Source organism: Bifidobacterium sp. LH_450 (genome assembly GCF_056356715.1).
This window is the reverse complement of the sequence record NZ_JBKEUU010000004.1, coordinates 198,657-218,385: the sequence shown is the minus strand read 5'-3', so window position 1 is coordinate 218,385 and position 19,729 is coordinate 198,657. Positions and strand designations below refer to the sequence as shown.

Genomic DNA, 19,729 nt, shown 5'->3' with positions numbered 1-19,729 from the left:
GCGGCGAAATCGGCAGGTTCAATCTAGGGGTATGGTGCCGTCGCCGCCAGCCGCGCAATGGCGCCGCCGCGCGGGGCTTATTCGGTAGACTTTTATGCAAAGACTGTTTCGGGGAACCTGCGGGGGAGTGGCCATGGATCAAAAGAAGATCGAACGCAAGGCTTTGGTAATCGGCATCGTCGTCAATATCGTCATGGTGATCGCCGGTTTCATCGTGTTCTTCATGACCGGTTTGAAGGCGATGTTCCTGGACGCCGCGTTCACCGTCATTTCCGTCGTATCGTGCGGCGTTGCGGCGCTGCTGTCGGCGAAGACGGTGCGCACGACCGAACGCTTTCCGAACGGCATGTTCGCGCTCGAGCCGATCTACGCGATCTGCAAGGCGATCTTCACGCTCTCGCTGCTCGCCTTCTCGTTCCTCGACGTGCTGCAGATCGCCATCGACTACTTCTTCTTCCACACCGGAGAGCCGGCCGAGTTCGGCCCCGTCGTGTTCTACCAGATTGGTTCGGTGACGGTGTGCCTGCTGCTGGTGTGGTATTACCGCCGGATGAACCGGCGGATCGGCAACGTGTCGACGATGCTGCGCGCCGAAGCGAACGGAACGTTCATCGACGGGATGATTTCGCTGGGCATCGGCATCGTCGCCGTCGTCGTCTGGCTGCTGCCCGCCAACTCGCCGCTCGATTTCCTGCGCTATACCGGCGACTTCTTCATTACGACGGCCATCGTCATCCTCACCGTCAAGGAACCGGTCATCGTGCTCAAGGACGCGTTCGTCGAGCTCGTCGGCGGCGTGCACAGCGACGAGGAGCTCGAAGGGTTCGTCGAGGAGACGGTTGGCCGCTATCTGCCGGGAGGGCTCAAGTACGTCAAGAGCCAGATTTTCAAGACCGGCATGAACTTCGACGTGCAGGTGTTCCTCGCCGGGGCGGGCGAGACCATTTCGGTCGATGCGCTGGTCAAGTCCCGCGAGGAGATGGAGAAGGCGCTCAAAGGCAAGATGCACTTGGTGAACGTCGATTTCGTGTTTGAGTAGGGGGCGCAATGCGAATGCTCGCCGGAGGCCCGGAGGGCCTCCACCTCGCATTCGCGCAAACGCCTTCGGCGTTTGCGACCACCCACCAAAAACCGCTTCGCGGTTTTTGACTCCCGCCAGCGGGAGTGGCGTCCTTGTGGGCGCCGTGCGCTAGCGGGAGGGGCGTCCTTGTTAGGAGAGGGTCCAGGTGGTGCCTTGGGGGGTGTCTTCCAGAGTGATGCCGGCGGAGGCGAGCTGGTCGCGGATGGCATCCGCCGTAGCGAAGTCGCGGTTCTTGCGCGCCTTGGCACGCGCTTCGATCTGGGCGGAGACGAGCGCGTCGAGCGCGGCGTCGGCGGCCGACGAATCTTGGGCGCTGCCATTGGCGGACGCCCACGGTTCGGCGAGCGGATCGAGGCCGAGCGTATCGAGCATCGCGCGCACGTCCAGCACCGTCCGGCGCAGCTGCGCGCGCAGCGCGGACGCATCGGCAGAATCGCCCCCTGAAATCTCAGCCGAGGAATCGGCAGCCTGTGCCGGCTTGCCGGAACCGCCCTTTGCAATCTCGTCAATCAGGGTGTTGCCGGTGCGGACGGCGGTGAAGATCGCGGCGGTGGCGCCGGAAACGTTGACGTCGTCGTTCATCGCGGCGACGAAATCCTGCGGCAGATCGTCGGCGCCGACGGCGACGACTTCCTCGCGCGACACCGGCGTTTCGCTCGCGCTGAGCGTTTCGGCGGCGCGCTCGAGGAACTTCGTAATCTTGTCGTAGGCGGAAGCCGCTTCCGACAGCGACTGGTCGCTCCACTCCAGCATCGAGCGGTACTGCACGGCGCCGAGCGCGTAGCGCACCGCCCACGGCGAGTTCTGCGCGAGCACCGCCGGCACCGACAGGCCGTTGCCCAGCGACTTGCTCATCTTCTCGCCCTTCGCCGTCACCCACGCCGAGTGCATCCAGCGGGCGGCGGAATCGTAGCCGGCGGCGCGCGTCTGCGCCATCTCGTTTTCGTGGTGCGGGAAGCGCAGGTCGAGGCCGCCGCCGTGGATGTCGAACATGCCTTCCAGGTAGCGGTGGCTCATCGCCGAGCATTCGATATGCCAGCCCGGCCGGCCGGTGCCGAACGGCGCCTGCCAGCGCGCGTCGAGCGGATCGGAGTCCTTCGGCGCCTTCCACAGCGCGAAGTCGCGTACGTCGCGCTTGTCGGGGGACAGGTCTGCCGGGTCCGTCGGGTTGTATTTGTCGTCGCCGGCGGTGTCGACGCTCGGTCCCATCCGGTCGGCGACGGCGGCTGCTTCGTCGGTGCAGCCGTCCGCGCTCTGCTTCTGGTGCGTCAGCTCGCCGTAGTGCGGCCACGAGGCGACGTCGAAATAGACGTTGCCGGTCGGCTCGCCGTTCTCGTCGCGCACGACGTAGGCGTGCCCGTTGTCGATGAGCCGTTCAATCAGCGCGACCATGTCCATCATGTGCCCGGTCGCCCGCGGTTCGTACGTCGGCGGCTCGACGCCGAGCGTTGCGTAGGCGTCGCTGAATTCGCGCTCATATATATAGGCGCGTTCCCACCAGCGCTGGCCGGCGGCGGCGGACTTGTCGAGAATCTTGTCGTCGATATCGGTGACGTTGCGGATGAACGTGACGTCGTAGCCGAGCCGCTCGAACCAGCGGCGCACGATGTCGAACGCGACGGCGGCGCGGATATGGCCGATATGCGGCGACGACTGCACCGTGGCGCCACAGACGTACATCCCCACCTTGCCGGGCTGCAGCGGCTTGAACGGCGAGGTTTCGTGCGTCGCCGTATCGTACAGCTTCAGGGCCCCGGCCGCGGCCGCAAGCTTCGGTGCGGCGGTGGAAACGTTGGCATTGCGCGGTTTTTCGGTGCTTTCCATAGTCTCGAGCGTAGGGGAGTTGGGCGACAAAAAGCGGCCCCGGAATCTCCTTCACCAAATCTTTATTATCCAAGACTTTCCTACCGTCTATTCGGTCGCGTAATGTCGGCAACGGAACTTTTGCCGCAGCGCCGCCGGAATTCCCCCAGATTCGGCCGCGCCGTCGGCTGCGCGGGGAATCGCCGGCGCCTTGGGTGCGGCGGAACGTTCGTGGCAAACTGGAGAAGTCCTTGTGCCACTGGAAGTGACCCATAACGCATGGGGGTGCCATGACGAAACCCGAAGTGCTGGTGCTGCAGCACGTGCCCTGGGAGCGCCCGGGACGCATCCTTTCCTATCTGGAAGAGTGCGAGCTGCCGGTGCAGACGCTCAACATCGCCGAGTGCAAGAAGCCGGACCTGCCGGACTTCGATGAAGTCGCCGGCCTTGTCGTCATGGGCGGCCCGATGCGCGCCAACGACTACGAGCGCTACCCGGGCCTGAAAGCGGAAATGAAGCTCGTGCGCGCCTCGATCAGCGTCGGCAAGCCGGTGCTCGGCGTATGCCTCGGCCACCAGATCATCGCCCTCGCGCTCGGCGCGAAGCTCAAGAAGGGCGCGGAGCCGGAAATCGGCGTCGGGCCGATCAAGCGCGTCGGCAACCACGGCTTCTTCGACATGTGGGGCAAGCAGCTCGACGTGCTCAACTGGCATAGCGATTGCGTGACGCTGCCCGAAGGCGCGCAGCTGCTCGCCAAATCGGCCGCGACCAAGGTACAGGCGTTCCGGTTCGGCTCGGCGCTGGGGATGCAGTTCCACCTGGAGGTCACGCCGCAGATGCTCGAGGAATGGCTCGAGGTGCCGACGATGGTCAAGGAACTCAAGGCGGCCGGCGGCACGAAGGCGGGGCTGCGCGAAGCGTTCGCCGCCGCCAACTGCGAACTGCAGGCGCTCGCCGACGAAACGTTCTCCGGGTTCGCCGCCCGCTGCAATACGTATTCCCAGGCGCTGCAGCGGTAGGGCTGCCTGCTCGCATACGCTTCTCCCGGTGGCTCGCGGCTACGTTCCTATGGCGCGAAACGCAAGAAACGCCGGGACGTTGGGGGTATCCTTGGAAACAGTAGCGTTCCGACACCCTGCATTGGAATAGGTTGACGGTAAACCTGTACCAAGCTATTCTTACCTGTATAGACAGAGTTCATCTTTCGATTCATCGAGGAATGGTCAGCATGAGCGCCTATACATGTACGGAACAAGTCGCCGAGGACTTGAAGCGGAAAATCAGCAGCGGCGAGCTGCAGCCGGGGCAGAAGATGCAGTCGGAATCCCGCCTGGCCGCTGCCTACCATGTGTCCCGCAATACCGTCCGGCGTGCCCTCGACCAGCTGCGTGCCGCCAACTTGATTGACAAACGCAACGGTTCCGGCAGCTACGTTACGTTCGAGGGAGCGGCGATGAGCGCCGTGAGCAGCTGGACGGAAGCTACGGTCCGTTCCGGGAAGCCGACGACGACCGAGCTTATCGGCCTGGCGCTGGTCGACCGTCCCCGGATCCTAGCGGACAAGAGCGACGAACGCCAGTTCTACCGCATCTGCCGCCGAAGGAAGCTCCACGGCCAGCCGGTCTCCCTCGAAACGTCCTTTCTCCCGGCGACTGAGGCATTGCGCGAAGTGATTTCGGCGAACGGCGGCCTGATCGACGGATCGATCTACCAGACGGTCAGCGCTGCGCAGATGGCGCCGCTGGCTGGCTATCTGGACGTTTCCGCCAAGCGTATCGAGGATGCGGCCGACAGGCTGGCGGCTGAACCCGACGACGTCTTCCTCTTTTCGCAGCGCTTCAATTACCGGCTGCGCCATGAACTCGTCGAGTATGTGGAATCGTACTTGGACCCTGAACACTTTTCGATCCATGTGGCAATCAATGGAGGTTTATCATGATGGTTCGCCTTCCTTCCGTCGATATCGGATACCGCGACCGCGTGCTGCGGGGCGCACGAGGGGCCCTCACGGGCCTCGCGCTGGGCGATGCGTTGGGAATGCCGACGCAGAGCATGTCCGCTGAACAGATCGACGCCTATTACGGCGGCCCGGTGCATGGACTGCGCGCAGCGGTGCAGCAGCAGCCGATTGCGCCAGGCATGAAGGCGGGGGCAGTGACGGACGATACGGAGCAGGCCTTCGTGCTGGCGCAGCGGTTGATCGATGACGGCGGCGCGATTGACAATGCCCGGTACGCCAAGGATCTTCTTGACTGGGAAGCCCGCATGAAGGCCAAGGGGTCGCTGGACCTGCTCGGTCCCTCCACGATGGCCGCGCTCCATGCGCTGGATGAGGGAGCCAGCATCGAGGAGACCGGGAAGAACGGCACGACGAATGGGGGAGCGATGCGGGCGGCGCCGATCGGCATCGCGTTTGCCCCGTCGGCGCCTGACCGGTTGCTGGCGCGCATGGCGCGCGAATCATGCCTCGTGACGCACAACACCGTTCAGGGCATCGAAGCGACCATGCTGGTCGCCGCTGCCGTCAGCTACGGCATCGAAGGCGTGGAGAACCCGTTGCAGCACGCCGTGGAATATGTCGGCGAGGTTCCCATCAATGCCCATTGGTCGGCGAAGGCGTCGGTATTGCGCCGTGTGCGGTCGTGGCTGGCCTGGGCTGCTGACGGCGAGGGGGCGAAGCTGGAACCGGAGGCCTTTGCGGATGCCCTGCAGCACGACTGCGGCACCAGCGTGGAATCCAGTGAATCGGTGGCTGCGGCATTCGCCATTGCCGCGCGATTCGGCGACGAGCCCACCGAAGCATTGTGCTTTGCGGCATCGCTCGGCGGCGACACGGACACGATGGCGGCCATGGCCGGCGCCATGCTGGGCGCACAGCATGGCGTGGAGGCCTTTGACGAAGCCATGCGCAACCAGGTGGCCGGCCAATTGCTGACGGACAATGGCCTTGACGTGAACATGACCGCACAGGCGCTGAGCGAAATCAGATTCGCTACGCTCTGCTGAGATTATTCGCGGCCCTCCTGCCTTCCCGTGCATGCCGCAATGGAGCGGCGGGCACGGAAAGGCCACGGGGCTGCGGCCAACGTGTTCCCTCCAGTGAACGCAACGAAGCGCTCGCTGATGAGCCGCCGGTACGAGGCGCGGTATAGAACCTACGGAAACTACGGAACTTACGGAAACTACAGAAACCGTCATACGGAAACCGTCAACGAGGAAGTTGAGGCTGCAATGAGCAATCGGGTTATTTCGTTGGGCCAGATCATCGTCGATATCGCGATGGAAGTGGAACGCGTGCCCCTCACCGGGCACGACGAGTTCGCCCAGAACCACCATTTCTATGTCGGCGGAAGCTACAACACGCTTCAGGCGGTACGCCAGATGCAGGTCGACGCGGCATGGGGAGGCATCCTCGGCACCGGCCCGATGGCATCGATGGTCAATGAGCGGATCGGGAGCGTCGGCATTGAGCATATCGGCAAAACCGTCGCGCATGAGGATACCGGCTTCTGCGTGGCGATGATCGATGCCCATGCCGAACGCACGTTCGTCTCCACGCGCGGGGCGGAAGCGCATGGCGGCGTGGACGCATTTGCTGGCATCGCCCCGGAGCCCGGCGACGTGGTGCATATCAGCGGATACACGTTGACGCATCCTGTTGCCGTCGGGCTTGCCGCGTTTCTGGAGCGTACCCGCACCAGGGAGTTCCGGGCCGTCTTCGACCCGGGGCCAGTCATCGCGGACATTGACGACGCCATGCTGGGAACGGTGGTGGACTACCGCCCCATCTGGTCGTTGAACGAGCGTGAAGCGCTGCTTCTAGCTGATCGGCTGGGCGTGCCGCACTCCGGGCGGTGCGACGCGGAAGCGGTAGCGGCATTGTCCAATCGAACGCATGCTCCAGTCATTGCCCGCATAGGCGAGGGCGGAGCCATTGTTGCCCATCCTGACGGAGCCTGCTCCACGGTGATGGGATTCCCAACCCGGGCCATTGACACCAATGGCGCGGGCGACTGTCACACCGGCGTATGCTGCGCCGAGCTGGTACGAGGGCAATCGCTGGTGGAGGCGGTACGGCTTGCCAATGCCGCCGCGGCGATTGCCGTCAGCCGGCACGGGCCAGCAGTATGCCCGACCCGCAAAGAGGCGGAAGACATTATCCATCAAGCACGGTCTTGAGCGAAGGAGAAGGAATCATGAGTGAAGCAAGTGAAGCCAAGGAATCCCTGATTGAGGATGCCGGCATCGACACCATTGCCGAGAAGGACCGCAAGGGCAAGCCAAGCAGCCTGTTCTGGCCGTGGTTTGCCGCCAACATCTCCATCTTCGGCATGTCATACGGTGCCTGGGCGCTCGGTTTCGGCATTTCGGTAGGGCAGGCGTTTGTCGTCAGCATCATCGGCCTGGTGGTCTCGTTCCTGCTCGTCGGCATCATCTCGATTGCCGGCAAGCGCGGCAATGCGCCGACGATGGTGATCACCCGCGCAACCTATGGCGTTGAAGGGGCCAAGGTTCCGGCCGTGCTCAGCTGGATCGCCACGCTCGGCTGGGGCATTTCGCTGACGACGTCGGCGGTGCTGGCCCTGTCCAGCGCCCTCGTGGACCTCAACTGGATGAGCGAAGTGCCGGCAAGCATCCTGTCCACCATCCTGATCATCGGGCTCGTGGTGCTGGCGAGCCTGTTCGGCTACGACCTCATCATGAAATGCCAGCAAGTCATCACCATCGTGACGGGCGTCGTCACGATCGGCTTCTTCATCCTCGGATGGAGCCATATCGACTTCCAGGCCATTGCCGCCATTCCGTCCGGCTCGCTGCCGGCCATGCTCGGCTGCTGTTTCTTCATCATGTCGGGCTTCGGCCTGGGCTGGGTGAACATCGCCGCCGACTACTCCCGCTACCTGCCGAGGAAGTCCTCCAACGCGGGCATCGTGTTCTGGACGACCTTCGGCGCCTCGATCGCCAACGTCTTCCTTGTCGGATACGGACTGCTGCTGGCCGGCTCGAACGCGAATCTGTCCGAAGCGGTGGGCGACAACCCGATTGGCGCCATTTCGTCGATCCTTCCGGCCTGGTACCTGATTCCGTTCACCATCGTCGCGCTGATGGGGCTGATGTCGGGCGCCATCATGGACAACTATTCGAACGGCCTGGCATTGCTGAGCTTCGGCATCAAGATCCCGCGCACCGTGGCTGTCGGCATTACCGCCGTGCTGACCGTGCTCGGCGTGGTCTACATGGGCTTCTTCTCGGAATCGTTCATCGGCGTCTTCCAGGGGTTCCTGATCACGCTGGGCGTGCCGATGGCCTGCTGGGCCGGCATGTTCGTGGCCGACGTCATTCTGCGCAAGAAGGATTACGATACGGTTGACCTCTACAATCCGAAGGGACGTTACGGCGCCTGGAACATCAAGTCGTTCATCATTCTCGGCGTCGGCACGCTCATCGGCTGGGGCCTCGTCGTCAACACCTCCGCAAGCTGGCTGAGCTGGCAAGGCTACTTCCTCGGTCTCTTCGGCGGCAAGGACGGGACCTGGGCATCCGCGAATCTCGGCGTCATCGTCGCATTGCTGATCGGTTTGCTGGGATCGCTGATCTTCGAAGCCAGCGACATCCGCAAGCAGGAGGCGATTCCGAACCATGAGGAACCCACGGCGGAGGAAATCGACCCGGCGCCCATGGACGATACGGAACCGCTCGTAGACGTGCGGTGAGATTGCCACCGCGACTATCGCAACTATCAGGAGCTATTAGAAACTATTAGCAACCATCAGGAACTGTCAGAAACTGTCAAAGGAGACATCATGATTCGTGACAATGAATGGCTGGTCGTCATTGACCGGCAGAAGGTCTTCGCGGAAAGCGACTGGTCGACATGGGCCGTCCCGGACCATAGCTATGACGCGACGACGGAGAACTACCAGCGACTGGCGGCCGCGTTCGGCGACCGTGTGGCGTACACGCGCTACGTCTCTCCGGAGCCGCCGCAGAATGCATGGGCCGACTATTTCGCCGATTGGCCCGATTTCATCGTGCCGAAGGACGACCCGATGTTCGACTGGACGGAAGACACCGCGCCGCTGGTGGAAGGACATCCAGTGGTCACGAAGACGGTCTTCAGCAAGTGGGGACCTGAACTGGCGCAGGCCATTGACGGTGCCACCAAGATCACCATCTGCGGCGTCGCGACTGATTTCTGCGTGCTGCAAACGGCGCTCGCGGCCTGCGATGCCGGCATCTCCGTTCGCGTGGCGGCGGATGCATGCGCGGGAACCTCGCCTGAGAACGCGAAACTCGCCTGCGACCTGATGAGCCTGTATGCGCCGCTCATCACCATCACCGACACGGACTCGGTGCTCTCCTCCTGAGCGCTGGACGAGAGAGTGCTTCTGGCTTTCCGGACATAGGCCCGGGGCACCCTCTCGATCACCGCATTGAGATTCTCATAGTCGCTCGGGCGCTTTCCTCCCGAGCGCTGAACAAGAGGGTGCCCCTGGCCTACCGACAGTGGCCAGGGGCACCCTCGCTCATCTTTCGCCGCGCTGTGTGAGGGGATTGCCGAAGCGCTTCCGCGGCTGCCTACTCCAGCTTCTCGCTGAGGGTGAGCCACTCCTCTTCCAAGGCGTTCGACTCGTTGTTGAGGTCCTGCAGCTCGCGGTTGAGGGCGTTGAGGTTCTCGTAGTCGCTCGGGTTCGCCGCGGCCATCCGCTCCTCGAGGGACGCCTTCTGCCCCTTGAGCTTCTCCAGCTTGCGTTCGATGGCGGAGATGCGCTTGCTCGTTTCGGAGAATTCCTTGCCGCTGAGCTTCTTCTTCGCCGGTTTCGTGGCGGTCGCCGCGCCGGTTGTTGCGCCGGATGCTGCCGATGCGGCTGGGTTCGCTGCCGAACCGTTGGCTCCCGCGCCCGTGTCGGCCGCGTTGCCGCCGTCGGCGTCGCCCAGCCCCAGCGGATCCTCTCCGCGCTGCAGTGCATCGACGATCTTCAGGTAGTCGTCGACGCCGCCGGGCAGGTGGCGGATGCGGCCGCCGATCAGCGCGAACTGCTGGTCGGTGACGCGTTCGAGCAGGTAGCGGTCATGGGAGACGACGATCAGCGTGCCCGGCCACGTATCGAGCAGGTCTTCCATGACGGCGAGCATGTCGGTGTCCAGGTCGTTGCCCGGCTCGTCCATGATCAGCACGTTCGGCTCGTCAAGCAGGATCAGCAGCAGCTGCATGCGTCGCTTCTGGCCGCCCGACAGGTCGCGGATCGGCGTCATCAGCTGCGCCGACGAGAACCCGAGCCGCTCCATCAGCTGCCCCGGCGTCACTTCCTTGCCGTCGACGATATAGCTCGGCTTGTAGCGGCTCAGAACTTCCTTGATCTTGTATTTGCCGAGCGCCTCGAGTTCGTCGAGCCGCTGCGACAGTACGGCGAACTTCACCGTCTTGCCGATATTGACGTGCCCCTGCGTCGGCGTCAGCGTGCCGTCGAGCAGTTTGAGCAGCGTCGACTTGCCGGCGCCGTTCGCGCCGACGATGCCGAACCGGTCGCCGGGGCCGATCAGCCACGTCTGGTTGTCCAGAATCTTGCGTCCGCTCACCGTGACGTTCTGCGCGGCGGTGATCTCGTCTATTCCAGATTCCTCCCCGTCGCCATCGTTGGCCGCGCCGGAAACTGCTGCGCGCCGCAGCGCTGCCGTCGTCGTATCGTCCCCGGCGCCGTCGGCTGAGCGGTTGCCTTCGCCGAGCCGGCCGGTATGGTTCGCTTCGTTGCGCGGGTTCTCGATGCCGTGCGCGCTCGTCAGCCGCGGGTCGTCCGGATCGTCGATGGCGATGTCGACGGAACCATAGACGTGCGGTTCGGGAATGAGCGCCGGCACGACGTCGGGTTCCTGCGTGGTTGCGCTCGAGGCAGCCGTTTGCGAAAGGGCCGTTTCCGGAAGCGCGGCAGAGGAACCGGCATTGGAGGCGCCGGGCGTGCCGTTCCCCGTGAAACCATCCTCGTTTCCCGTGAAACTGTCGCCTTTGTCGAAAATCTGCGTGACGTCGACGAGATCGACGACCTGCTTGCCCAGCCGGCTCGTCGCCATCTGCTTGAGCTCCACCGAATTGCGCATCGGCGGGACGTCGGCGATGAGTTCGCGTGCCGCTTTCACGTGGAACTTCTGCTTCGTCGAGCGTGCGCGGGCGCCGCGCGAAAGCCACGCGAGCTCCTTACGCGCCAGGTTGCGTCGCTTCGTTTCACGCACGTCGGCCTGCCGGTCGCGTTCGACGCGCTGCAGCATGTAGGCCGAATAGCCGCCTTCGAACGGCTCGATCTGCCCGTCGTGCACTTCCCACATCGACTCGCACACCTCGTCGAGGAACCAGCGGTCGTGGGTGACCAGCAGCAGCGCGCCGGTGCCCTTCGGCCAGCGGTTCTTCAGATGCTCGGCCAGCCAGTGGATCGTGATGACGTCGAGATGGTTCGTCGGTTCGTCGAGCGCGAGAATGTCCCAGTCGGCGAGCAGCAGCCGCGCAAGGTCGGCGCGGCGGCGCTGGCCGCCGGAAAGCGAGCCGACCTTCGCGTTCAGGTCGATGCCGCCGAGCAGCGCCTCGACGATTTCGCGCGAACGGTTCTCGCTCGCCCACTCGTAATCTTCCATATTCGACAGCGCGGCCTGCCGCACCGTCGCGTTGTCGTCGAGCGGATCGCGCTGGTCGAGCATGCCGAACGTAAGGCCGCCGCGTTTCGTAACCCGCCCCGAATCTGGTTCCTGCGTTCCCTTCAGCAGATGCAGCAGCGTCGACTTGCCGTCGCCGTTGCGGCCGACGATGCCGATGCGGTCGCCTTCGAACACGCCTTGCGTGACGTCGGTGAACACCGTTTTCGTGGCGAATTCCAGCGAGACATGTTCCAAACCGAGATCATACGTAGGCATAGCGCCTACTCTAACCGAACGAGGAGAACACCCCGCGAGTCCCCGGTTCCTGTTCCTCAACACGCCGCAACCGGAGGAACCCGGCCCAAGTCAGCCCAGGAATCTTGGTTCCGGTTCCTCAACACGCCGGGACGGGAGGAACCCGAACCAAAGCAGGCTGGGAATCTTGGTTCCGGTTCCTCAACACGCCGCGACCAGAGGAACCGGACCTAAATCGGCTGGGAAACTCTGGGTCCGGTTCCTCAACACGCCGCGGACGGAGGAACCGGAAGCAAATCTCTTCTAGATTTTCGTAATGAGGAACGTGGCGGCGGCGATGACGAACAGGGCCAGCGCGACCGCCGTCGACGATACGTAGAGTTTCATGCGGCGCCGCCACGCGGAATCCTGGACGACGTGGACGCCGGTGGCGCGGAATACCAGTACCCCGAGCACCGCTATCGCGGCAAGCGCCGCAACGCAGACCGCTCTCGCAACCATCGCAATCATCTTGTGCTCCCTTCCTTCGCTTGCGTTGCCGGAACCGTCAGAATTCCTGGATGCCGGCCGGCGTGCGCATCCAGACGGTGGAATGTTCCTTTTCGGTGCTGCGCCACTTGACCAGCATCGTTGCCCAGAGCACGCCGCCGACGGCCATGTAGCCGAGGAAGCCGAGCCAGGTCGTCGTTCCGATGCCGATCGTGCAGAAGAAGGCGACGATGACGGAAATGACCAGCGAGAGGATCTTCATCGCCATGCCGCCGGGCGTGACGTAGGGGCGTTCCCATTCCGGGTGCGTCAGCTGCAGACGGATCGCCGAAACCGACGAAATGGCGTAGCAGATCGCGCAGGCGAACGCCATCAGGTCGAAGAACGCGGTGATGGACTGCATCGACAGGAACGCGACCGAAATGGCGAGGATCAGCAGGTTCGGCAGGATCGGCTGGCCGTAGCGGTTGCACTTGGCGAACGCCTTCGGCAGGAAGTTCTGGCGGCCCATCGCGAACAGCATGCGCACCGCGGAATACCAGAAGCCGAGCACCGACGTTCCGATCGGGAAGACGACGCCGAAAATGCCGAGCGCGACGACGAACCAGCTCATGAAGCCGCCGGCGCCGAACGTATTCTTCAGCACGTCGAACGTAATGAAGGCGGCGGAATCGAACGCGTAGGAATTCCAGTCCATGCAGCCGGCTTCGGCGAAGAAGAAGATCGCGTAGATGGCGCCGCAGGTGAGCACGGAGCCGAGGATCGCCTTGCTCTGGCTCTTGATCGGGAACGTGCCCTCCTCGACCATCGCCGGCACCGTTTCGAAGCCGAAATACGGCGTGATCAGGAACGCGCAGCCGATGATCCAGCCGACGGCGGTGCCGTAGTCGCCCGAGTTGGCGTTGGCGAAGAAGTTCGAGAAGTTGGCGATGCTCCAGTGGCCGGAGAAGAAGAACATGCAGGAAGTGATCAGGATGCCGCCGATGGCGATGAACAGCATCGCCGTCTGCACGCGGCCGGCCACGACGTTCTTGCACAGGCTGATGCCGCACCATACGCACAGGCAGGCGGCGCCGATCAGCACGGCGGTGCTTCCTTCCAGCGTGCCGCCGAGGAACTGGTAGTTCAGCCAGTCGAGGATGCCGAGCGCGCCGGCGGCGGGGACGGCCAGCCACGCGCACATGATGAGCCATGCGCTCCAGAAGCCGGCGTGCTTGTTGATGCCGACGGTATTGAACACGAGGCACGAGCCGGTGCTCGGCAGCATGGTGGACAGTTCGGCGTAGACGAAGCCGATGGGCAGCACCATGCCCGTCATCAGCAGGAAGCCGAGGAACGTGGCGGGGCCGCAGTAGGACAGGAAAATGCCGTCCCAGTAGCACATGAACGTGAAGATGGCGCCGGTGGCGAGCGTATATACATAAAGGAGCCGCAGCGATTTCTTCAGGCCGCCGCCTTCGTTGGCGTGCTTCGCTTCGAGGGCGGCGGTTGCGTCGGATGCGCCGGTTGCGGCTTTGGTCGCGGTTGCTGCCGCGGTGCCGGCCGCGCTGAGGGGAGCGCTGATGGAGGCGCTGGCGCCGCTGGAAGCTGCAGAGGACGATTCGGTGATGGTTACGCTAGGCATCGCGCCTTTCGTTGCTGGCTGTGACATGATATTCCTCTTCTTGTTCGGTTCATGGATGGGTTTTTCTTGGGTTCCTTGGATTGTTTTGCTTGGTTGGCTGCTGTGTTGCTGTGTATTTATTTGAGATTCGGCGGGTGGCGTTTTTAGCGGAGCGTTCCGGCTCGCGGCACGGCAGGAATCATTGCCTACGTTCGGATTGCAGGGCGCTGCTGGCCGTCGTCTGCTGTTTGCTGTCTGCCGTTCGCTGTCCGCTGGGCGCCGTCACTGTCCCATCGAACTGGTTTCCGGCAGCGTGCTGCCGCCGTCGATGACGAACTGGCTGCCGGTAATGTAGCTGGATTCGTTGCTGGCGAGGAATGCGCACAGCTCGCCGCATTCCTCCGGCGTTCCCAGCCGGCCGAGCGGCACGGCGCTCGCAATCGCGGTGATGGCGCGTTCCGGATCCTCGGGATCGGACTGCGCGGCCATGCCTTCGACGAGCGGCGTGCGGATATAGCCCGGACAGATGCAGTTGACGCGCACGTTCTTCGAGGCGAACTCCCGGGCGAGCGCCTTGGTCAGGCCGACGAGCGCGGCTTTCGTGGTGGCGTACGCGGCTTCGCCGGGGTCGGCGACCATGTCGCCGGTCACCGACGACGTAATGACGACGGAGCCGCCGCCGGCGTCGATGATGGCGGGCAGCGCCGCCCGGCACATGTTCCAGACGCCCTTGATGTTGATGTCGATGTGGCTGTCGCGCCACGAATCGTCGCCATCGGCCCCTTCGGCGAGGAAATCCCCCAGAACGCAGATGCCGGCGTTGCAGTCGAGCACGTCCAGCGTGCCGAACGTTTCGAACGTCGTCGCGACGGCGCGCTTGCAGTCGTCCGGCGCGCTGACGTCGGCCTGGATGCCGATCGCGTCGAAACCGTCCGCCTTGAGTTCGTCGGCGTAGGCGAGCACGCCGGCGCCGCGCGCCACGAGCGCGACCTTCGCCCCCTGCTGCGCGAAGACTCTGGCGATGCCGCTGCCGATGCCCTTCGAAGCGCCGGTAACGAGCGCGACTTTTCCGTCAAGTTTTCCCATGGTAGGTCCTTCTTCCGCGGAATCTTGAATAATTCCTGTCGTCTCCCTGATGAACCCACTTATAAGAGCGCAAGATTTCCGCCCGGTGACGCCCCGATTTCGCCCCGTCCCACCCCGCGCAACCAACCATTTACATTCCGCTGTCGTCGCGCTCCAGCCGAGAGGAACCGAACTCCCTCCCGCCTGGAAATCTTGGCTCCGGTTCCTCAACACGCCGGGACGGAAGGAACCGGGGCCAAGCCCACCGGGAAAGTCTGGTTCCGGTTCCTCAACACGCCGCGGCTGGAGGAACCGGGCCCAACTCAACCGGGAAAGTCTGGATCGGGTTCCTCAACACGCCGGGAGGGGAGGAACCGGAGCCAAAGGAAACGGGAAAAGAAAAGGCTGGGTTCCTTGTGGGAACCCAGCCGGAGAGGAGATGGAGAGAAAGAAAATAGCGGCTAGCGGCCGGTGATTTCGCTGCCGACGACCTTTTCGCTGAGCGACTTGGGGCCGCGGGTCATCGCGACGGAGCCGGAACGCACGAGCTCGATGATGCCGAACGGTTCGAGCAGGCCGAGCAGCGCGTTGAGCTTGCCGGACGCGCCGGTTGCTTCGATCGTCAGCGACTCGGGATGCACGTCGACGACGTTGACGCGGAACAGCCGCACGATTTCCAGCACGTCGGAACGGTTGCTCGCGTCGGCGGCGACCTTGATCAGCACGAGTTCGCGCTCGACGGTCGTCTCGTCGTCCAGTTCGACGATCTTGAGGACGTGGAGGAGCTTGTTGAGCTGCTTGATGATCTGCTCGAGCGGCACTTCCTCGACGTCGGCGGTGACCGTCAGGCGCGAAATGTCGGGGCGCTCGGTCGGCGACACCGACAGCGAGTTGATATTGAACGCGCGGCGTGCGAACAGTCCGGCGATGCGGGCGAGCACGCCGGGACGGTTTTCGACGAGCACCGACAGCGTGTGCCGTTCGGACCCGGGACGCGATGCAGGGTAGTGTGCCATTGGTCAGTCCTCGCTTTCCGAAGTGTCGAAGGAATCGAAGGAATCAAAAGATTCGAGGCCTGCGTCGCCGAGACCGTTCTCGCCGAAGCCGTTCTCGCCGAACGCGGCGGAATCGAAGCCGCCCTCGCTGGGGAACGCTTCGCCGGTGCTGGCAAGGAACGCGGTGCCGGCGACGTCGTCGCGGCCGTCCGAGAACTCGGCTGTGAAACCGGTGCCGAGCGTTGCGGTGGCGTCCTCGGCGGAAGCGAAGTGGTGGCCGGTCTTGCCGCTGGCCGCGGCGATCGCGTCGCCCATCGCCTTGTCGAGCGTATGGACGAGCTCTTCGCCGGCGAGCGGCGTCGGCTTGTGCAGCGGGTGGACGCCGGGCATGTAGGAAACGTCGTCGTTCGAGGCGCCGGCGGCGACCATCGGCATGACGAGCGCGTCCTTCCACACGCGGAATTCGACGAGCACCGGCCGGTCGTTGATTTCGTTGGCCTTGCGGATCGCTTCGATCGCCTCTTCCTTCGTGAACGCGCGCAGGCCGACGCAGCCGTACGCTTCGGCGAGCTTGACGAAGTCGGGGACGCCGGCCAGCTGGTCCGGTTCGCCGTCCTTGAGGTTCGTTGCGGAGTAGTGGTTGTCGTAGAACAGCGTCTGCCACTGGCGCACCATGCCGTAGACCGAGTTGTTCAGCAGCGCGATCTTGATTGGCGTGCGTTCGTTGAACGCGGTGGCGAGCTCCTCCGACGTCATCTGGAACGAGCCGTCGCCGTCGATGAGCCACACCGGCTTCTTGCCGTCGAAGTAGCGTTCGGAACCCACTTCGGCGCCGATGGCGGCGGGCAGCCCGTAGCCCATCGTGCCGAGGCCCCCGGAGGAAATCCAGCTGTGCGGGTGCTCGAAGTCGATGAGCTGCGTCGCCCACATCTGGTGCTGGCCCACGCCGGAAACCCAGATCGTCGAGTCCGGCGCTTCCTTCGAAAGCTGCTGGACCACCCACTGCGGCGCGAGCGTTCCGTCGGTCGGTTCGTCGTACGCCACCGGGTATTCGTCGCGCCATGCGTCGATGACGTTCCACCAGCCGCTCAGATTCGGCTTGCCGTGCGCCGCGTGCTGCTCTTCGATCAGCGGAATGAGATCGTTGAGCACCGTCTTGACGTCGCCGACGATCGGAACGTCCGCCTTGCGGTTCTTGCCGATTTCGGCGGCGTCGATATCGATATGGATGACGCGGGCGCCGGGTGCGAACGTTTCCAGCCGGCCGGTGACGCGGTCGTCGAAACGCGCGCCGATGGCGACGAGCAGATCGCAGCGCTGCACCGCTCCGGTGGCGGCGATCGTGCCGTGCATGCCCAGCATGCCGAGAACGGCGGGGTCGGAGTCAGGCACGATGCCGCGCGCCGGCAGCGTCGTGACGACCGGGGCGCCGGTCAGGTCGGCGAGCGCCTTGACTTCCTCGCCGGCGTCGGAACGCATCGCGCCGCCGCCGACGTACAGCACCGGCCGGTAGGACTGCTGGAACAGCTGGGCGGCTTCGGCGAGCACGCGGCCGTGCGCCTTCGTCGTCGGGTTGTAGCCGGGCAGGATCATGCGCTGCGGCCACGAGTAGACCATTTCGCCGGTCTGCGCCGTCTTCGTCAGGTCGACGACGACCGGGCCGGGGCGGCCGGAACGGGCGATGTAGTGCGCTTCGGCGATGACGCGCGGAATGTCCTGCGCGTTCGTGACGAGGTACGAATGCTTCGACACCGGGTACGTCGCGCCGACGATGTCGGCTTCCTGGAACGCGTCGGTGCCGATCGAGTCGACGCCGACCTGGCCGGTGATGACGACCATCGGGATCGAGTCCATGTTCGCGTCGGCGATGGCGGTGATGATGTTCGTCGCGCCCGGGCCGCTGGTGACGATGCACACGCCGACCTGGCCGGTGGCGACCGCGTAGCCTTCGGCGGCGTGGCCGGCGGCCTGCTCATGGCGCGCGAGGATGAAGCGGAACTTCGTCGAGTCGTTGATGGCGTCGTATACGGGCAGGATCGCGCCGCCGGGAATGCCGAAGACGTCCTTGACACCGAGGTCTTCGAGCGAACGGATGAGGGCTTCGGCGCCGGTCATCCTCTCGCCTTCGATGACCGTGCGTTCCCCTTCACTGTAGGCGACGGCGCTTTCCATGCCGTTGAATGCCTGAAGCGGTTTGGATGACACTGTCTTCTCCTCCCATGCTGTCTTCGTATGGCGATTGGCCGATAGTCTGAGCCATCGTAACGAAAAAAGCACGCCCCCATCAGGGTCTTTTCACATGGTGGAGAAGATTCCGGACGCCTCCCTACCGACTGGAACGTAGACAGATTGATACATTCCAGTCACTGAGGGGCCGTCACCGACTGGAACGTAGATTTTGGGCTACGTTTCAGTCGGTGGGGACGCCTGAGCGACTGGAACGTAGTCAGGTCAATACGTTCCAGTCGGCGAGGGCTTGTGAGCGACTGGAAAGTAGATGGGGGGATATTTTTCAGTCGGCTTGAGATTCGCCGGCTTCGGCGGAGGCTTCCGCTTCGGTGGAGGCTTCCGCTTCGACAGCCTGGGCGGCGGCTTCGCGCTTGGCGAGTTCTCGCCAGCCCTGTTCGGCGGCGGCAAGCTGCGCCTTGCGCTTGGAGGTGCCTTCGCCGACGCCGTAGACTTCCGGCGAATCGCCGAGCATTGCCTGCGCGGTGAACGTCTGCGCGTACTCCGGCCCCGACACGGACATGCGGTAGTGCGGCTCGCCGAGCCCCATATGGTGCGCCTTGACGGTCAGCGACGTCTTCCAGTCGAGCGCCGGCCCCTCGGTGGCGACTTCGACGAGCGTGTCGTCGATGAGCCGGTGCACGACCTTGCGCGCCCCGTCGATGCCGTATTCGAGGAACGTCGCGCCGATCAGCGCCTCGACGATGTCGCACAGGATCGAGCTCTTGTCGGCGCCGCCCTGTTCGGTTTCGCCGTGGCCGAGCAGGATGTACGGCCCGACGTGCAGCTTTTCGCGTGCGATCTTGCTCAGCGCCTCTTCGGACACGGCCTTCGCGCGCATTTTCGCGAGCTGGCCTTCCGACATGTCCGGATGCGCGCCGAACAGCGTTTCGGTGGCGACGAGCTCGAGCACGGCGTCGCCGAGGAACTCAAGCCGTTCGTAGTTCTTCGTGCCCGGGTTTTCGTGGGAAAACGACCGGTGCGTCAGCGCCTCGATCAGCAGGTCGGGGTCCAGCGTCGTGCCGAGCGCCTCGAACAGCTCCTCCGCGGCCGCGATATCGGCCGGCGCCGAGGCAAGGCGGTCGGTTGCGCCGCCCGAGATTTCGGTGGCCGCTGCCTTGAGCTTGTCTTCCTTGCTCACGTTCTGCTTGTTCATGACGGTTCTTCTTCAGCCTCAGTAGCGCCTGTAAGGTCTCCCCCCAGCCGGAACCATACGCGAACGTACCCCATATGAAGCTGCGCGGTGAATTGCAAGACTTGCGAAAACCACGGCTCGCGGCCCCGCCCCGAGCTTCGCGGTCACTTTGCAATACCAGCAATTCCGCTTCGCGCTTCACATCGGCGTTCCGACGCTAGCGTTGTCGTTAAAACATTCCCATTCTACCCTTTTCTTGGACGCCCCGACAGGGTGTGCCCAAAAAAGAAACGACGGGGGGAAGGCACGGAGCGCCCGGCAACGTCGGCCGTGCGAAAAAAGGGGAGAAGGCAGGGAAGGGAAGGCCGGGCGGCCGGGGAGGGAAGCACCGCAAAAAACCGGGGACAGAAAGCAAGGAACCCTGCCACCCGTCGATGGCAGGGTTCCCTTTA

General features: G+C 64.0%; 14 protein-coding genes and 2 pseudogenes. 7 read left to right on the top strand and 9 right to left on the bottom strand.

Annotation, left to right across the window (positions count from 1 at the left end):
• Positions 1 to 94: 94 nt before the first annotated feature.
• On the top strand, positions 95 to 1,039 hold the full coding sequence (locus AC1AXT_RS06715) for a cation efflux transmembrane domain-containing protein (RefSeq protein ID WP_476540749.1): 945 nt from the start codon (positions 95 to 97) through the stop codon (positions 1,037 to 1,039).
• A gap of 171 nt (positions 1,040 to 1,210) precedes the next feature.
• Here AC1AXT_RS06715 and cysS read toward each other — a convergent pair whose 3' ends face one another.
• The gene (gene cysS / locus AC1AXT_RS06710) at positions 1,211 to 2,905 is read right to left on the bottom strand and encodes a cysteine--tRNA ligase (protein WP_476540747.1); all 1,695 of its coding nucleotides are present in this window, start codon (positions 2,903 to 2,905) and stop codon (positions 1,211 to 1,213) included.
• A gap of 269 nt (positions 2,906 to 3,174) precedes the next feature.
• Between cysS and AC1AXT_RS06705 the strand changes: the two genes are divergently transcribed.
• The 6 genes from AC1AXT_RS06705 to AC1AXT_RS06680 all read left to right on the top strand — a co-directional run bounded on the left by AC1AXT_RS06705 (position 3,175) and on the right by AC1AXT_RS06680 (position 9,252).
• Positions 3,175 to 3,903, top strand: coding sequence for a type 1 glutamine amidotransferase (locus AC1AXT_RS06705; RefSeq protein WP_476540745.1), 729 nt, complete (start codon positions 3,175 to 3,177; stop codon positions 3,901 to 3,903).
• A 209-nt stretch (positions 3,904 to 4,112) separates the two neighbouring features.
• On the top strand, positions 4,113 to 4,823 hold the full coding sequence (locus AC1AXT_RS06700) for a GntR family transcriptional regulator (RefSeq protein ID WP_476540743.1): 711 nt from the start codon (positions 4,113 to 4,115) through the stop codon (positions 4,821 to 4,823).
• Positions 4,820 to 5,890 carry an ADP-ribosylglycohydrolase family protein gene (locus AC1AXT_RS06695; protein WP_476540742.1) on the top strand — a complete coding sequence of 357 codons (1,071 nt, stop codon included), beginning with the start codon at positions 4,820 to 4,822 and terminating at the stop codon, positions 5,888 to 5,890. The genes AC1AXT_RS06700 and AC1AXT_RS06695 overlap by 4 nt, the downstream gene beginning before the upstream one ends.
• A 93-nt stretch (positions 5,891 to 5,983) precedes the next feature.
• Positions 5,984 to 7,063: a PfkB family carbohydrate kinase gene (locus AC1AXT_RS06690; protein ID WP_476540740.1), complete on the top strand. Its 1,080-nt coding sequence runs from the start codon at positions 5,984 to 5,986 to the stop codon at positions 7,061 to 7,063.
• A 17-nt stretch (positions 7,064 to 7,080) separates the two neighbouring features.
• Positions 7,081 to 8,598 carry a purine-cytosine permease family protein gene (locus AC1AXT_RS06685; RefSeq protein ID WP_476540738.1) on the top strand — a complete coding sequence of 506 codons (1,518 nt, stop codon included), beginning with the start codon at positions 7,081 to 7,083 and terminating at the stop codon, positions 8,596 to 8,598.
• 90 nt (positions 8,599 to 8,688) lie between these two features.
• The gene (locus tag AC1AXT_RS06680) at positions 8,689 to 9,252 is read left to right on the top strand and encodes a cysteine hydrolase family protein (RefSeq protein ID WP_476540736.1); all 564 of its coding nucleotides are present in this window, start codon (positions 8,689 to 8,691) and stop codon (positions 9,250 to 9,252) included.
• A 211-nt stretch (positions 9,253 to 9,463) separates the two neighbouring features.
• Here AC1AXT_RS06680 and AC1AXT_RS06675 read toward each other — a convergent pair.
• The 8 genes and pseudogenes from AC1AXT_RS06675 to rnc form a co-directional block, all read right to left on the bottom strand.
• Positions 9,464 to 10,726 (bottom strand): annotated as a pseudogene (locus AC1AXT_RS06675) (ATP-binding cassette domain-containing protein); the annotation flags it as partial.
• A 161-nt stretch (positions 10,727 to 10,887) separates the two neighbouring features.
• Positions 10,888 to 11,785: pseudogene (locus AC1AXT_RS06670) on the bottom strand (ABC-F family ATP-binding cassette domain-containing protein); the annotation flags it as partial.
• 282 nt (positions 11,786 to 12,067) lie between these two features.
• The gene (locus AC1AXT_RS06665; protein ID WP_476552930.1) at positions 12,068 to 12,265 is read right to left on the bottom strand and encodes a hypothetical protein; all 198 of its coding nucleotides are present in this window, start codon (positions 12,263 to 12,265) and stop codon (positions 12,068 to 12,070) included.
• 46 nt (positions 12,266 to 12,311) lie between these two features.
• Positions 12,312 to 13,904 (bottom strand): APC family permease, encoded by a 1,593-nt coding sequence (locus AC1AXT_RS06660; protein WP_476540732.1) that lies wholly within the window; start codon positions 13,902 to 13,904, stop codon positions 12,312 to 12,314.
• A 234-nt stretch (positions 13,905 to 14,138) separates the two neighbouring features.
• A complete protein-coding gene (gene ucpA, locus AC1AXT_RS06655; RefSeq protein ID WP_476540730.1) occupies positions 14,139 to 14,942 on the bottom strand; it encodes an SDR family oxidoreductase UcpA in 804 nt (267 codons plus the stop codon).
• 440 nt (positions 14,943 to 15,382) lie between these two features.
• Entirely contained in the window at positions 15,383 to 15,937 is a 555-nt protein-coding gene (ilvN, locus tag AC1AXT_RS06650; protein ID WP_476540728.1) for an acetolactate synthase small subunit, read from the bottom strand.
• Between the two features lie 3 nt (positions 15,938 to 15,940).
• Positions 15,941 to 18,121: an acetolactate synthase large subunit gene (locus AC1AXT_RS06645; RefSeq protein WP_476540727.1), complete on the bottom strand. Its 2,181-nt coding sequence runs from the start codon at positions 18,119 to 18,121 to the stop codon at positions 15,941 to 15,943.
• Between the two features lie 307 nt (positions 18,122 to 18,428).
• Complete coding sequence (rnc, locus tag AC1AXT_RS06640) at positions 18,429 to 19,298, bottom strand: ribonuclease III (protein ID WP_476540725.1); 870 nt, start codon at positions 19,296 to 19,298, stop codon at positions 18,429 to 18,431.
• Between the last annotated feature and the right edge of the window lie 431 nt (positions 19,299 to 19,729).

Coding starts and splice junctions, on each gene's coding strand:
- AC1AXT_RS06715 (WP_476540749.1), top strand. CDS start 95: ATGCAAAGACTGTTTCGGGGAACCTGCGGGGGAGTGGCCATGGATCAA.
- cysS (WP_476540747.1), bottom strand. CDS start 2,905: ATGGAAAGCACCGAAAAACCGCGCAATGCCAACGTTTCCACCGCCGCA.
- AC1AXT_RS06705 (WP_476540745.1), top strand. CDS start 3,175: ATGACGAAACCCGAAGTGCTGGTGCTGCAGCACGTGCCCTGGGAGCGC.
- AC1AXT_RS06700 (WP_476540743.1), top strand. CDS start 4,113: ATGAGCGCCTATACATGTACGGAACAAGTCGCCGAGGACTTGAAGCGG.
- AC1AXT_RS06695 (WP_476540742.1), top strand. CDS start 4,820: ATGATGGTTCGCCTTCCTTCCGTCGATATCGGATACCGCGACCGCGTG.
- AC1AXT_RS06685 (WP_476540738.1), top strand. CDS start 7,081: ATGAGTGAAGCAAGTGAAGCCAAGGAATCCCTGATTGAGGATGCCGGC.
- AC1AXT_RS06680 (WP_476540736.1), top strand. CDS start 8,689: ATGATTCGTGACAATGAATGGCTGGTCGTCATTGACCGGCAGAAGGTC.
- AC1AXT_RS06665 (WP_476552930.1), bottom strand. CDS start 12,265: ATGGTTGCGAGAGCGGTCTGCGTTGCGGCGCTTGCCGCGATAGCGGTG.
- AC1AXT_RS06660 (WP_476540732.1), bottom strand. CDS start 13,904: ATGTCACAGCCAGCAACGAAAGGCGCGATGCCTAGCGTAACCATCACC.
- ucpA (WP_476540730.1), bottom strand. CDS start 14,942: ATGGGAAAACTTGACGGAAAAGTCGCGCTCGTTACCGGCGCTTCGAAG.
- ilvN (WP_476540728.1), bottom strand. CDS start 15,937: ATGGCACACTACCCTGCATCGCGTCCCGGGTCCGAACGGCACACGCTG.
- rnc (WP_476540725.1), bottom strand. CDS start 19,298: ATGAACAAGCAGAACGTGAGCAAGGAAGACAAGCTCAAGGCAGCGGCC.